Here is a 14,121-nt window from a genome sequence, read left to right as displayed (position 1 = left end):
TTTTTATTATGGACAATAATACAAAATTATATGTAGGAAATTTATCATATGATATAACCGAACAAGAATTAAAGAAATATTTTGAATCTATAGGAAAAGTGATTCATGCAAAAATTATATTTGATGAGTATACATCAAGTAAAAAAAAGAGTAAAGGATTTGGGTTCATAGAAATGTCTAATGAAAAAGAAGCAAAAAAAGCTATAGATACATTAAATGGAAAAGAGTTTATGGGTAGAAATATTATTGTTTCTACAGCTAAACCAAGAACAAAAAAATATAACTAATTGATTTATTTAATTTTTTTTAAATAAACACGCTTACATCTGTGTTTAAACAAACAAAAAATGATATTAATAATGCATTTTTTATCATATATCAAATTATAGTAATTTATTTAATCTATGAAAAAATTATATGGAACAGGTGTAGCGTTAGTTACCCCGTTTAAAAAAAATAGAGAAATTGATTTTAATGGACTTAATAATCTTGTTAAATATGTTATAAATAATGGAGTAAATTATTTAGTTGCATTAGGAACAACTGCAGAAACTTCCACCCTAATAGAAGAAGAACAAAGAGATATTATAGAATGTATTTTATCATCAAATCATAAAAAAATACCGGTTGTTATAGGAATTGGTGGAAATAATACTGATTTAGTTATTAAACGAATAAATAGTATGAAGAATTTATCAGATTTTTATGCGATTTTATCTGTTACACCTTATTATAATAGACCATCACAAAATGGAATATATCAACATTTTAAATCAATATCTAACTATACGAAAGCAAAAATCATTATCTATAATGTACCAAAAAGAACTGGATGTAATATAGAAACTCATACTATATTACAATTAGAAAAAAAATATAAGAATATAATAGGAATTAAAGAAGCATCAGGAAATATACTTTCTTCTTACAAGATTATAGAAAAAAAATCAAAAGATTTTAGTTTAATATCTGGAGATGACTTCATATCCTTACCTATTATTTTAGGAGGTGGAGATAGTATAATTTCAGTCATAGCTCAAGGATTTCCTTATGAAATATCCAACATGATTCTTTTGGCAATGGAAAATAAAGTAAAAGAATCTTTTTCTATTTTTTATAAAATTTTTGATATGATTAATTTGATTTATGAAGAAGGGAATCCAGTGGGAATAAAAATTTTATTAAAAATAATGGGGATATGTGAATCATATGTACGTTTACCTTTATCATCTGGATCCATTTCTTTAAAAAGAAAAATGGAATATTTCTTAAAAAAAACAGAAAATGATGAATGAAAAAATAGAAATAGAATTAATTAAACAGACCACTAGAGAATTAGAATCTTCTCTTTTATATTTATCGATGGCTTCATGGGTTGAAACAACAGGTTTAGGAGGAATTTGTGAATTTTTATATGATCATTCAAATGAAGAAAAAAAACATATGTTAAAATTAATGAGATATATTAATAAAAGAGGTGGTTTTGCTAGAATAAAAAAAAATATCGTTATATCCAATAAACAGTATACATCTTTAAAAGAATTATTTCAAGAATTATTTGAACATGAAAAAAAAATATCCAAAGAAATTAGTAAGTTGATACAATTTTCTTCTCAAGAGAAAGATATTTTTACACAAAATTTTTTGCAATGGTATGTAGAAGAGCAATTAGAGGAAGAAACATTAATTAATGAAATTTTACATAAAATTAAATTGATAGAAAAAGATCAAATAGGATTGTATTTATTTGATCAAGATATTAAAAATTTTTATAAAAATAGAAAATAAATTATTTATGTAATATACAAACAATATAATAGAAAATATTGGTTTTACTTTTTCAATAAAAAATAAAAATATTATGATCAATATAGATATCAATGCGCCGATAAATACAGAAACAGTAGATTGTGTCAATTTACAAGAAAAATCTGGAAAAAATATATATCATACTATATGTATTTTAGAAAAAATTAGCAATAAAATACATAGTAAAATAAAAATAGATTTAGATAATAAATTAGAGCAATTTGAATCGATCAATAAAAATAATTTAGATGAAATATTCGAAAATAAAGAACAAATTCGTATTTCAAAGTCTTATGAAAAATTACCTAAACCTACTTCATTATCAATTCAATATTTATTAAAACATAAAGTAAAACTAATATAAAAAATATTTATTTAATTTTATTTTTATAATCTTGGATAAATTTTGTTATTCCTATATTTGTAAGTGGATGATTAAATAAAGAATATATAACATTTAATGGAGATGTTATAGCATATATTCCTAGTTTAGAACATTCTATAATATGTATAGGATTTCTAATAGAAGCAGCTAATATTCTAGTATTGAATTGATAATTATTATATATATAATTCATTTCTTCAATTAAATGTATTCCATTATATGATATATCATCTAATCTTCCTATAAATGGAGAAACATAATAAGCTCCAGATTTAGCTGCTAAAATTGCTTGTGCAGATGAAAAAACAAGAGTACAATTAGTTCTAATATTTCTTTCAGAGAAAAAATTAATAGCTTTTAATCCATCTTGCGTCATAGGAATTTTTAATACAATATTTTTATGAAGACTAGATAATATTTTTCCTTCTTGAATAATATCATTATAATTTTTACTTATAATTTCTGCACTTAAGTCACATGTATCTCCTATTATATTACATATTGATTGATAATGATTATAAATATCATTTTTCGAGAATACATTTTCTTTTGAAATTAAAGTAGGATTAGTTGTTACACCATCTAATATCCCTATGGATTTAGCTTCGGTTAGCTCTTTTAGATTTGCTGTATCTAAAAAAAATTTCATGATGAATAATATTTTAATATTACAATTGCAATTTATAATATTTTTCGATATCAAAATACTTTTTATTTATCAATGATGAGAAAATTCTGTAATTTTATCGGAAATTAATTACTTGGAAAAAAATCATGCATTTTGATGTCATCGTTTTAGGAAGTGGCCCAGGAGGTTATGTTGCTGCTATACGTTCTTCAAAACTTGGATTAAAAACAGCAATCATAGAAAAGGATTCTATTGGAGGAATTTGTTTAAATTGGGGTTGTATTCCAACAAAATCATTGATAAAAAGTGCAAATATCTTGCAATCTATAAAAAAAAATGGAACATTATTTGGGATTAACCCTGATTCATTAAAAATCGATTTTTCGAAAATTATTTCTAATAGTAGAAAATCTGTAGAAAGGGTGAAAAAAGGAATTTTATTTTTAATGAAAAAAAATGGAATTCATCTTATTTATGGATCAGCAAAGTTAAAAAAAGGAAAAAAAATTGAAATTTTTCGAGAAAATAAAAGTGTAGAAATACATTCTGCTTCTAATATTATTATAGCAACTGGTTCATTACCTAAAATTGATAAGAATATATATGATAGAAAAACAATAATTACATATAAAGAAGCTCTAACTTTATCTCAAGCTCCTAAAAATATGATAATTATTGGATCAGGTTCTGTTGGTTTAGAATTTTCTTATTTTTATCATAGTATGGGTGTTAATATTATGATTATAGAAATGTGTGAAAAACTATTTCCAAATGGAGATGATGAAATATCCGATTACTTAAAAATTTCATTTGAAAAAATGGGTATAAAAATATATACATCTTCTTATATAAAAAAAATTATTAGAAAGGAAAATAGAGTAATAGTTACTATTAAAGATATACATGAAAAAGAGTTTTCTTTAGAATCCGATATAGTTCTTTATGCAACAGGAGTTGTTCCTAATACTCAATGTCTTGAATTAGAGGAAATAGGAATTCAAACTGAAAACAAATTTATAGTAGTCGGAAATAATTATCAAACAAATATAGATGGTTATTACGCTATAGGAGATGTCATCAATACCCCTTCATTAGCTCATGTAGCCTCATATGAAGCTATAAGTTGTGTTGAAAATATAAAAGGACTAGACTATTTAAAAATAGATTATAATAATATTCCAAAATGTGTTTATTCTTTTCCAGAAATAGCTTCAGTAGGATATACAGAGAAGCAATCTAAAGATAAAGGAATTAAAGTTAAAATATCTAAATTTCCTTTTAGTTCTTTAGGAAAATCAATTTCTGATGGAAATACGGATGGATTTGTAAAAGTCATTTTTGATTCAAAATATGACGAATGGATTGGATGTCATATGATTGGGCATCACGTGACCGATCTCATATCTGAAGTTGTAGTTGCAAGAAAATTAGAAACAACTAGTTATGAAATGTTATCAAGTATTCATCCTCATCCTTCTTTAAGTGAATCTATTATAGAATCTATAGCCATGGCTTATGGAAAAGCTATTCATTTCTAATGAATAATATTAAATATTGTTATTAAAAACATCAAAGATTTTTATCGTTTTTTTACTGTTATATAATTATAATATTAAAATAATTATAATTGGAAAATTATTTTCTAATTTTTTTCCTGTTTTTTATAGATGATATTTATAATTGATATTTTATGATTCATATTATATTATTTGGACCTCCAGGATGTGGTAAAGGAACTCAAGCTAAATTTATAAAAAATCAATTTGGTTTTGTTCATTTATCTACTGGAATAATGTTCAGAAAACACATAGAAAAAAAAACTAGTATAGGAAAAAAAGTTAGCTATTATATTAATAGAGGAAAGTTAGTTCCTGATTTGATTACTACAAATATTTTTATAGAAGAAATGAAAAAATGCTTTCATTATAAAGGTATTATTTATGATGGATATCCTAGAACTGAAAAACAAATTTTATCATTGGAAAAAACATTGAAATATTTTTCTTTAGGAAAAATAAATATAATTTTTCATTTTAAAATTCAAAAAGAAGTAATAATTTATAGATTATTAAATAGAGGAAAAACTAGTTTTCGAAAAGATGATATAAATATAAATACTGTAGAAAAGAGAATTGAAGAATATAATAAAAAAACTTCATTAATTTGGAAAAATCAAAAATGGAAAAATCATTTAGTAGAAATCAAAGCAAATTATTCTATAAAAGAAATATCTATTTTTGTAGAAAAAAAAATTTTAAATTTTGTAAAAAATAAATAAGACATATTTATGTTATCATGATGAAATATTCTTTTATAGATTTTATAAAAATTTTTTGTAAAAGTGGAAATGGAGGTAATGGTAGTTATCATTTTTCTAAAATTAGAAATGCAACTAAAACTATACCTAATGGAGGTTCAGGAGGAAAAGGAGGTGATATTATTATTATAGGAAATTCTCAGTTTCGAACTTTATTTCATTTAAGATATCAGAAACATTGGATAGCTAAAACTGGATTTTCAGGTGGAAAAAATAAAAAAACTGGGGCAAATGGATCTAATTTATTAATTGAAGTACCTTTGGGTACTATAATAAGAGATAGTAATAATAATATACTAACGGAAATAACTAAAAATTTTCAAAAAAAAATATTGTTTAGAGGAGGTAAAGGAGGAAAAGGAAATGCATTTATAAAGAAATCAAAATATGAATTTTATTCAAACATTGGTACTAAAACTACAGGAAAATGGATTTTTTTAGAACTTAAAATGTTATCTGATATCGGATTAATTGGAGAACCAAATGTTGGAAAATCGACTCTTCTTTCTGTTCTTACAAAAGCAAAACCTAAAATTGGAAATTATCCCTTTAGTAATAAAATACCCTATTTAGGTGTAATAAAATATAATTTTGATTCTTTGTCTATAGCAGATATTCCTGGTATTGTTAAAAATGCATCAAAAGGAAAAGGATTAGGATTACATTTTTTAAGACATATTGAAAGAAATTCAATTTTACTATTTTTAATTTCTTCAGAATTTAATAATAAAAAAAAAAGATATTTAGATTTAATAAATGAATTGAAAAAATTTAATCCAATTTTATTGAATAAAAAACATCTTTTAGTTATATCTAAATCAGATTTAATAAATTATGATACAAAAAAAAAGATTATTCAAGAATTTTTAAATCAAAATATTATTTTTATTTCTTCATTTACAAAAGAAGGTCTAAAAATATTAAAAGAAAAATTATGGAAATTAGTTTATGAATGACACAAAATTTGTGAAACCATTTTATGGTCTATATTCAAAATTGGAGATATATTATCAATATCAAATATATATTTCATAAATATTTTTTCACAAAAAGTTCGTAATCCTCTTGCTCCAATTCCAGATTCCATGGTTTTATCAACAATAATATCTAGTGCTTCATTTGTTATGCTTAAAGATATTTTTTCTGAATGGAATAATTTTTTGTATTGTTTAATCAAAGAATTTTTTGGTTCTATTAATATTTTTTTTAAAAAAATACGATTAATTGAATGTAAACAAGTAACAATAGGAAATCTTCCTATTAATTCTGGAATTAATCCAAATTCTTTTAAATCAACAGATAAAATTTCATCTGTATTGTTTGTTTTTTTTTTAGGATAAAAACCTATAGGAGTTTCATTCTTTCTTTTTGAAATAATATTTTGAATACCGTCAAAAGTTCCACCAGCTATAAATAATATATTTTCAGTATTAATAGGAATCATTTTCTGTTCAGGATGTTTTCTTCCTCCTTGTGGTGGAACATAAACTATAGAGCTTTCTAAAATTTTCAGTAATGCTTGTTGAACACCTTCTCCAGAAACATCTCTAGTAATAGATGGGTTATTTTTTTTTCTAGATATTTTATCTATTTCATCTAAAAATATAATTCCTTTTTCGGCTTGATTTACATTATAATTTGCAGATTGTAGTAGTCTTGTTAAAATAGATTCAACATCTTCTCCTACGTATCCGGCTTCTGTAAGAGAAGTGGCATCAGAAATAGAAAAAGGAATATCTAGTATTTTAGCCATACTTTTAGCAAGTAATGTTTTACCAGTACCTGTTTTTCCAATTAATAAAACATTAGATTTTTCTAGTTTGATATTTTCATTTTTATATGAAGATGAAGAAAATGAATCATCAAAAATTCTTTTATAATGATTATATAAAGAAACAGATAAAATTTTTTTAGTTTTTTCTTGTCCTACTACATATTCATCTAATAAAGATAAAATTTTTTTAGGTTTATAATTTCTTATATAATTTTTATTATTTATCGTTTTATGCTCATGATTATTATGAATGATTGAATAAGTTTTTATTATGCATAAGTCACAAATATGGCTATTGATTCCTGAAACTAAAATAGTAATATCATTTTTTTTTTTTCCACAAAAATTGCATTGTAAAAAATCATCCATATATTTTTTTTCTTAAAAAATGTTTTAACGTAAAAGGAGCAAGCCTTACTACATCACATCGCTACAACCACGATTACCCTTGTTTCGTTCCCGATCTGGGGGATTTAACGGGGAGCTGATTGGTGTAGGACTTGCTCCAAATCTTGGTAAATATAAAAAAAAAACATAAATTTTCATTCAAAAAAATAAAAATTTCATTATTTCGATATTTTTATTTATAAAAATAATAATGAAGACAAAATATATTTTTGTTACAGGTGGTGTAACGTCTTCTTTAGGAAAAGGAATTGTATCTGCTTCATTAGGAATGTTATTAAAATCTAGAGGATATAAGATTACTATATTAAAATTTGATCCTTATTTTAATGTAGATCCAGGAACTCTAAATCCATATGAACATGGAGAATGTTTTGTAACTAAAGATGGTGCAGAAACAGACCTAGACTTAGGTCATTATGAACGATTTTTAAATCAAACTACTTCAAAAGACAATAATATTACATCTGGATTAATTTATAAAACAGTGATAGATAATGAAAGGAAAGGTAATTATTTGGGGAAGACGGTTCAAGTAATACCTCATATTACTGATGAAATAAAAAGACGTATCCAATTTTTAGGAAAATCTAAAAATTATGATATAGTTATTATAGAAATTGGAGGAACAGTTGGAGATATAGAAGTATTGCCTTACATTGAATCGTTACGACAATTAAAATGGAAATTAGGAAAACATAATGTATTAGTTGTTCATTTAACGTTGTTACCATATATTTCAGTTACTGGCGAAATAAAAACGAAGCCAACACAACATTCTATTCAAAAATTAATGGAAAGTGGAATTCAAGCAGATATTATCGTATGTAGAACAAAAAAACATATAGACGACAATGTTAAACAAAAACTTGCATTATTCTGTAATGTAGATATTCAAAATGTTATTGAATCTATTGATACTAATATTATATACGAAATTCCTTTTTTATTACACTTTCAAAATTTTGATAAGTCTGTTTTAAATCATTTAAATGTAAAAAATATATCTACTCCGAATCTCAAAAAATGGAATATTTTTATAAATAAATATAAAAATCCGAAATATAAAATTGAATTAGCTTTAGTTGGAAAATATATTTCATTACATGATTCTTATAAATCTATAAAAGAAGCATTAATACATTCTGGAACAGAAAATGAAATATTCGTTGATATAAAATGGATATGTTCTGATGCAATTAAAAAAGAAAATATTAAAATATTTTTTAATGGAATATCCGGAATTTTAATAGCTCCAGGTTTTGGAAATAGAGGCATAGAAGGTAAAATATTAGCTGCAAAATATGCTAGAGAAAACAAAATTCCATTTTTTGGAATATGTTTAGGAATGCAAATAGCTATAGTAGAATTTGCTAGAAATGTTTTAGGGTTAAAAAATGCTGCAAGTCATGAAAATAATCCTACTACAATACATCCAGTTGTAAATTTAATGAAAACACAAAAAGAAATAAAAGATAAAGGTGGAACCATGAGATTAGGTAATTGGAAATGTTCTTTGAAAAAAGGTTCAAAAATATATTCTATTTATGGCGGTATAAAAGAAGTTTTTGAAAGACATCGTCATAGATATGAATTTAACAATGATTATTTAAAATGTTTTTCTAATGCAGGTATGAAATTTGTAGGATTTAATCCCGATACTGGATTAGTAGAAGCGATAGAATTGGAAAATCATTTATTTTTTTTAGGAGTTCAATTTCATCCAGAATATCAAAGCACGGTTTCAAAACCTCATCCTTTATTTAATTATTTTATCAAAGTTTCCAAAAATTATAAATATTTTAATATTCAGTAATTTTCTTATACATGAAGAATCAAAAATTAGATTATAATTCTATTATAGGAATGTTTCTTATATTCTTGATTTTAATAATATTTACTTTTATTTCCGAAAATCAAAATATTGAACATCATTTAAAAAATCGGAAAACAATACATTTTTTTCAAAATAAGAGACAAAATCAGAAACAAAACTTTTCATATTTAGAAAATAATGTTTTAAGAGTAAAAATTTCTAATAAAGGAGGAATGATAAATGAAATTTTATTAAAAAAATACAAATCGTATAATTCTAATTTGTCATCCCATGTAAAAAATCTTTTTTTAGTATCTAATTCGAGTTTTTTATATAATATATCATTTTCCAATAAAAAAGATTATCATTTTGATACTCAAGATTTAAATTTTTATCCTATAGTAAATAAAAAGAAAAAATATTATCAAATTATTATAATGAGAGCTAGAAATCCTTATGAAAAAGGATTTATATATCATATATATAAATTAGGAAATCAAGACCAATATATTATTGATTTTTCTATAAAAACAAAAAAATTAAAATCTTTTAATAAATTAATTTCTTTGAATTTAGAACAAAAAATTCTTCCATTAGAAAAGGATAGAAATTGGGAAAATTCTTATACTCAAACTTATTATTCTTCTTTTTCTAATAATTCTGATATGATTCATTCATCAATAAAATGTTTATCAGAAAAAAAAACAGATGCAAAAAATATTTATGATGTAAATTGGATTGCTCATAAACAACAATTTTTTACAACTATTATTGTTCCAAATAAAATTTTGGATCATGTTTTTATTTATTCAAAACATTTTTTTTCAGGTTATTCCTTAAAAGGTATGAAAATGCATTATATTTTTTCATATACAGAAAAAAATAAAGAATTTAATTATTCCTTTCGTTTTTATTTTAGTCCTTTAGATTTTAATTTATTAAAAAAATATGAAAGTGGTTTTGAAAATATGATTCCATTTGGATGGGGTTTTTTAAAATGGATTAATAAATATTTTTTCTTAACAATTTTTCAATTACTAGAAAAAACAAAATTAAATTATGGAATTATTGTTATATTAATGACTATAGTTGTGAAAATGATTTTATTTCCAATAACTTATAAACAATATAAATTGAGTTCTATAATGAAATTAATTCGACCTAAAATAGAAGAACTTAATAATAAATATAAAAATTCAGATATACTAATGAAACAAAAGGAAATGATGAAATTATATCGAGAGGCAGGAATTAATCCTATGTCTGGATGTATTTCTACATTATTTCAAATTCCTATTTTTTATTCATTATTCAAATTTTTTCCAACTATAATTAATTTAAGAGGAAAATCATTTTTATGGGTAGATGATTTAACTTCTTATGATTCAATTGTTAAATTACCTTTTCATATTCCATTTTATGGAAATCATGTAAGTTTATTAACTATTTTGTATTCTTTAGTTTTATTTGTTTATACGAAATTAACTAATAATGGAAAACAAGATGGATTTCAAGATGATTCATATCCAAATATGGATTGGATGTTATATATTATGCCATTTATTATGTTATTATTTATTAATAATTACGCCTCTGCATTATCTTTATATTATTTTACATCTAATGTGATCAATATTATATTTTTATTCTTTATTAAGAAGTTTGTCAAAATAACAACGTAAAATATTTTCATGCAAAAAAACTAATATTTTTTATTAATTATTTTTAATATTAAAATATTTTATTAATATTTATATATTGAATTTCTTTTTGGAAAAAAGAATATAATTTGTTATGAATTTCAATAATTAAATCACCTTTTTTAGAAATGAATCGAATAATTCCCTTTACAAAAATATTTTTTTTGCAAAGAAAAAAATATGAAATTTGATCTTTCATATACAAATTTTTAATGTAATATTGGTATATTTTCTTTTCCCCATTTTTTATAAAAAAAAAATATTCTTTTTGTATAGCAAAAATTATTTCTTCAAGTATATTATATAAGTTACAATTTGTATTAAATTCTTTTTTTATAGATGTAGCATTCCATTCTTTTCGAAATTTTGTTTGATGAACATTTAATCCTATTCCTATAATAACATTATTAATTTTATGTAAAAAAATATTATTTTCTATTAATATTCCCGATATTTTTTTATGATTGATTAATATATCATTAGGCCATTTAATATAAAATCCATTATGATTAAATGTTTTTGTTAAAAATTTGTGAATAGCATTACTGACAATATAATTGATAACATATAAATGTTTTGAAAAAAATGATAAAATTGGATTAAATGTAATACTAAAAGTTAAATTTTTTTGTTTTTCTGAATACCAATAATTTTTTCCTTTTCCTTTTCCTTGAGTTTGATTTTGCGACCAAACAATTGTCCAATTTTTGTTACCAGAAAAAGAATGTAATTTAGCAAAATAGTTTGTTGAAGTTATTTTTTTTATAAAAAAAACTTTTACAGGCCAAATAAATTTCTTCAATGTTCATTTGATATTAAAAAATTTAATTTCTTTTAATCGAAAACCTTATTTTTGTTTTTAAAATAAAAAGATAGAATATATATAATAAATAGAAAAATAATTTTTATTTTGTTATTAAAAGAAATTGTACAAGGAATTAAATTAGTCAAAGGATATGATATATCTATCCTAGATTTTAAAACAAGAAGTAATTTTATTTGTGATTATTTTGTTATTTGTAATGGAAATTCTTGTAATCAAGTTTTTTCGATATTTCAACATATAGAAAAATTCATCATGAAGAAATTAAATATAAAACCTTATCATATAGAGGGTTTAAAGAATAAAAAGTGGATCTTAATAGATTATGAAAGTATTGTTGTTCATATTTTTCAAAAAGAAGTAAGATTATATTATAACATAGAAAATGTATGGAATCATAATAATTTATAATTAACTTCAAATACATTAATAATTAACGGAGAAAAATTAATATATGACAAATAAAAAGGCTAGAAATAGAAATAATTTTTTTTGGATATATGCAGCGATATTTTCTATATTCCTTGGAATATTTTTTTTTAAATCCTCTTTTTCCAGGCCTAAAAAAATTGATCAAGATACTTTTTTTGAAATTTTATCAAGAGGTGAAGTTCAAAAAATTGTAGTCAAACATAAGGAAATTGTATATGTTTATTTAAAAAGAAATTTATCATCAATAAATGGAATAAAAAATGGTCAACATATAATAAATGGAAGATATTTTATTTCTCAACCGTTACAATACGAATTTGAAATTGGAGATCTCCAATTTTTTCAGAAAAAATTTGAAAAATTTAAAGAAAAGTATAATTTAGATACTCTTATTGAATTCAAAAATCAACAAGAATATACATTAACAAAATTTTTTCTTGATTATGGAATTTTCTTTATATTACTAATAATTTTTTGGATTTTTTTATTTAAAAGAATTGGTTCTACAGGAGGAGGGCCAGGAAGTCAGATATTTAATATTGGAAAATCTAGAGCAAAATTATTTAATGAAAATGATGATGTAAAAACAACATTTAAAGATGTAGCTGGACTAGAGGGAGCAAAAGAAGAAGTTCAAGAAATAGTAGAATTTTTAAAGAGTCCACAAAAATATACTAAACTTGGAGGAAAAATTCCAAAAGGAGCTCTATTAATAGGTCAACCAGGTACGGGAAAAACTTTATTGGCTAAAGCTGTTGCTGGAGAAGCAAAAGTTCCATTTTTTTCTTTATCAGGATCTGATTTTGTAGAAATGTTTGTAGGTGTAGGTGCGTCTAGAGTTAGAGATCTTTTCGAAAAAGCAAAAGAAAAATCTCCATGTATTATATTTATTGATGAAATTGATGCTATAGGAAGAACTAGAGGAAAAAGTAGTATAGCAGGATCAAATGATGAAAGAGAAAACACATTAAATCAGCTTTTAACTGAAATGGATGGATTTGATACGTATACTAATGTTATTGTTTTAGCTGCTACTAATAGATCTGATATTTTAGATAACGCATTACTTCGTCCTGGACGTTTTGACCGCACTATATTAGTCGATCCACCAGAATTAAATGAAAGAAAAGAAATATTTGATGTTCATTTAAAAAACTTGATTTTATCCGATGATGTAGATGTAGACTTTCTTGCTAAACAAACTCCAGGATTTAGTGGAGCTGATATAGCAAATATATGTAATGAATCTGCACTTATTGCTGCAAGAAAAGATAGAAATGAAATAAATCATGAAGATTTTTTAGATGCTATAGATCGAATTATAGGAGGTTTAGAAAAAAAGAATAAGGTGATAAAACCAGAAGAAAAAAAAAGAATAGCATATCATGAAGCAGGTCATGCTACTGTAAGTTGGTTACTAAAATACGCTTCTCCTTTAGTAAAAATAACAATAGTTCCTAGGGGTAGATCTTTAGGTTCAGCTTGGTATCTTCCAGAGGAGAGACAGTTGACCACTTTAGACCAAATGAAAGATGAAATATGTGCTTTATTAGGAGGTAGATCAGCAGAAGAAATCATTTTTAGATCCATTTCGACTGGAGCTTTAAATGATTTGGAAAGAGTAACCAAACAAGCTCAATCTATGGTTGTAATTTTTGGATTAAATAAAAAAATTGGAAATATTTCTTATTATGATTCTACAGGACAAAACGATTTTTTCTTTTCTAAACCCTATAGCGAAAAAACTGCTCAAATTATAGATGAAGAAATATCAAAAATAATTTCAGAACAATATGAAAGATCTAAAAAAATATTAAAGAATAATGAAATAAAATTATCTATGTTAGCTAATGAATTATTAGAAAAAGAGGTGATTTTTAGAGAAGATGTCAAAAAAATATTTGGAGAAAGAACTTTTCCCGATGAAGTAGAAAATATGTTAAATAATCCAATTGAACCAATTTCTTCTTAATAATTAATTTTTTATTAATATTTTTTATGTTCGATGATTTTCTATTTTATATTAAGAAGG

Annotated in this window: 14 protein-coding genes; 11 read left to right on the top strand and 3 right to left on the bottom strand. The window is 23.2% G+C overall.

Annotated features, from left to right (window positions below):
- The first annotated feature begins 8 nt into the window (after window positions 1-8).
- The 4 genes from H0H35_RS01935 (at window position 9) to H0H35_RS01920 (ending at window position 2,173) form a co-directional block, all read left to right on the top strand.
- The gene (locus tag H0H35_RS01935; protein ID WP_185882788.1) at window positions 9-287 is read left to right on the top strand and encodes an RNA recognition motif domain-containing protein; all 279 of its coding nucleotides are present in this window, start codon (window positions 9-11) and stop codon (window positions 285-287) included.
- A gap of 117 nt (window positions 288-404) precedes the next feature.
- Window positions 405-1,295 carry a 4-hydroxy-tetrahydrodipicolinate synthase gene (gene dapA, locus H0H35_RS01930; RefSeq protein ID WP_185882787.1) on the top strand — a complete coding sequence of 297 codons (891 nt, stop codon included), beginning with the start codon at window positions 405-407 and terminating at the stop codon, window positions 1,293-1,295.
- Window positions 1,285-1,788 carry a ferritin gene (locus tag H0H35_RS01925; RefSeq protein ID WP_185882786.1) on the top strand — a complete coding sequence of 168 codons (504 nt, stop codon included), beginning with the start codon at window positions 1,285-1,287 and terminating at the stop codon, window positions 1,786-1,788. Before dapA ends, H0H35_RS01925 begins: the two co-directional genes overlap by 11 nt.
- Before the next feature lie 73 nt (window positions 1,789-1,861).
- Window positions 1,862-2,173, top strand: a complete 312-nt coding sequence (locus tag H0H35_RS01920) for a hypothetical protein (protein WP_185882785.1) — start codon at window positions 1,862-1,864, stop codon at window positions 2,171-2,173.
- A 7-nt stretch (window positions 2,174-2,180) separates the two neighbouring features.
- On the opposite strand, the gene fsa is transcribed toward H0H35_RS01920, so the two are convergent.
- Window positions 2,181-2,843: a fructose-6-phosphate aldolase gene (fsa, locus tag H0H35_RS01915; protein WP_185882784.1), complete on the bottom strand. Its 663-nt coding sequence runs from the start codon at window positions 2,841-2,843 to the stop codon at window positions 2,181-2,183.
- Window positions 2,844-2,968: 125 nt separating this feature from the next.
- On the opposite strand from fsa, the gene lpdA reads away from it, so the two are divergent.
- The 3 genes from lpdA (at window position 2,969) to obgE (ending at window position 6,095) form a co-directional block, all read left to right on the top strand.
- Window positions 2,969-4,360, top strand: coding sequence for a dihydrolipoyl dehydrogenase (gene lpdA, locus H0H35_RS01910; RefSeq protein ID WP_185882783.1), 1,392 nt, complete (start codon window positions 2,969-2,971; stop codon window positions 4,358-4,360).
- Between the two features lie 152 nt (window positions 4,361-4,512).
- Window positions 4,513-5,100: a nucleoside monophosphate kinase gene (locus H0H35_RS01905; RefSeq protein WP_185882782.1), complete on the top strand. Its 588-nt coding sequence runs from the start codon at window positions 4,513-4,515 to the stop codon at window positions 5,098-5,100.
- A gap of 17 nt (window positions 5,101-5,117) precedes the next feature.
- Window positions 5,118-6,095, top strand: coding sequence for a GTPase ObgE (obgE, locus tag H0H35_RS01900; protein ID WP_317167189.1), 978 nt, complete (start codon window positions 5,118-5,120; stop codon window positions 6,093-6,095).
- Here obgE and clpX read toward each other — a convergent pair.
- On the bottom strand, window positions 6,086-7,282 hold the full coding sequence (clpX, locus tag H0H35_RS01895; protein ID WP_185882781.1) for an ATP-dependent Clp protease ATP-binding subunit ClpX: 1,197 nt from the start codon (window positions 7,280-7,282) through the stop codon (window positions 6,086-6,088). The genes obgE and clpX overlap by 10 nt on opposite strands.
- Window positions 7,283-7,511: 229 nt before the next feature.
- On the opposite strand from clpX, the gene H0H35_RS01890 reads away from it, so the two are divergent.
- Window positions 7,512-9,134, top strand: coding sequence for a CTP synthase (locus H0H35_RS01890; protein ID WP_185882780.1), 1,623 nt, complete (start codon window positions 7,512-7,514; stop codon window positions 9,132-9,134).
- Between the two features lie 11 nt (window positions 9,135-9,145).
- Window positions 9,146-10,816 (top strand): YidC/Oxa1 family insertase periplasmic-domain containing protein, encoded by a 1,671-nt coding sequence (locus H0H35_RS01885; RefSeq protein WP_185882779.1) that lies wholly within the window; start codon window positions 9,146-9,148, stop codon window positions 10,814-10,816.
- A 49-nt stretch (window positions 10,817-10,865) separates the two neighbouring features.
- Here H0H35_RS01885 and H0H35_RS01880 read toward each other — a convergent pair whose 3' ends face one another.
- Window positions 10,866-11,636 carry a biotin--[acetyl-CoA-carboxylase] ligase gene (locus H0H35_RS01880; RefSeq protein ID WP_185882778.1) on the bottom strand — a complete coding sequence of 257 codons (771 nt, stop codon included), beginning with the start codon at window positions 11,634-11,636 and terminating at the stop codon, window positions 10,866-10,868.
- A 108-nt stretch (window positions 11,637-11,744) separates the two neighbouring features.
- Here H0H35_RS01880 and rsfS point away from each other — a divergent pair, with 108 nt between their 5' ends.
- Window positions 11,745-12,068 (top strand): ribosome silencing factor, encoded by a 324-nt coding sequence (gene rsfS / locus H0H35_RS01875; protein WP_185882777.1) that lies wholly within the window; start codon window positions 11,745-11,747, stop codon window positions 12,066-12,068.
- A gap of 43 nt (window positions 12,069-12,111) precedes the next feature.
- Window positions 12,112-14,061: an ATP-dependent zinc metalloprotease FtsH gene (gene ftsH / locus H0H35_RS01870; RefSeq protein ID WP_185882776.1), complete on the top strand. Its 1,950-nt coding sequence runs from the start codon at window positions 12,112-12,114 to the stop codon at window positions 14,059-14,061.
- Window positions 14,062-14,121: the final 60 nt, after the last annotated feature.

Origin of the sequence: Blattabacterium cuenoti (assembly GCF_014252435.1) — a bacterium.
Lineage (GTDB): Bacteria > Bacteroidota > Bacteroidia > Flavobacteriales > Blattabacteriaceae > Blattabacterium > Blattabacterium cuenoti_X.
The sequence above is the reverse complement of the archived record's forward strand: the minus strand, read 5'-3'. Positions and strand labels throughout refer to the sequence as shown.

Coding starts and splice junctions, on each gene's coding strand:
- H0H35_RS01935 (WP_185882788.1), top strand. CDS start 9: ATGGACAATAATACAAAATTATATGTAGGAAATTTATCATATGATATA.
- dapA (WP_185882787.1), top strand. CDS start 405: ATGAAAAAATTATATGGAACAGGTGTAGCGTTAGTTACCCCGTTTAAA.
- H0H35_RS01925 (WP_185882786.1), top strand. CDS start 1,285: ATGATGAATGAAAAAATAGAAATAGAATTAATTAAACAGACCACTAGA.
- H0H35_RS01920 (WP_185882785.1), top strand. CDS start 1,862: ATGATCAATATAGATATCAATGCGCCGATAAATACAGAAACAGTAGAT.
- fsa (WP_185882784.1), bottom strand. CDS start 2,843: ATGAAATTTTTTTTAGATACAGCAAATCTAAAAGAGCTAACCGAAGCT.
- lpdA (WP_185882783.1), top strand. CDS start 2,969: ATGCATTTTGATGTCATCGTTTTAGGAAGTGGCCCAGGAGGTTATGTT.
- H0H35_RS01905 (WP_185882782.1), top strand. CDS start 4,513: ATGATTCATATTATATTATTTGGACCTCCAGGATGTGGTAAAGGAACT.
- obgE (WP_317167189.1), top strand. CDS start 5,118: ATGATGAAATATTCTTTTATAGATTTTATAAAAATTTTTTGTAAAAGT.
- clpX (WP_185882781.1), bottom strand. CDS start 7,282: ATGGATGATTTTTTACAATGCAATTTTTGTGGAAAAAAAAAAAATGAT.
- H0H35_RS01890 (WP_185882780.1), top strand. CDS start 7,512: ATGAAGACAAAATATATTTTTGTTACAGGTGGTGTAACGTCTTCTTTA.
- H0H35_RS01885 (WP_185882779.1), top strand. CDS start 9,146: ATGAAGAATCAAAAATTAGATTATAATTCTATTATAGGAATGTTTCTT.
- ftsH (WP_185882776.1), top strand. CDS start 12,112: ATGACAAATAAAAAGGCTAGAAATAGAAATAATTTTTTTTGGATATAT.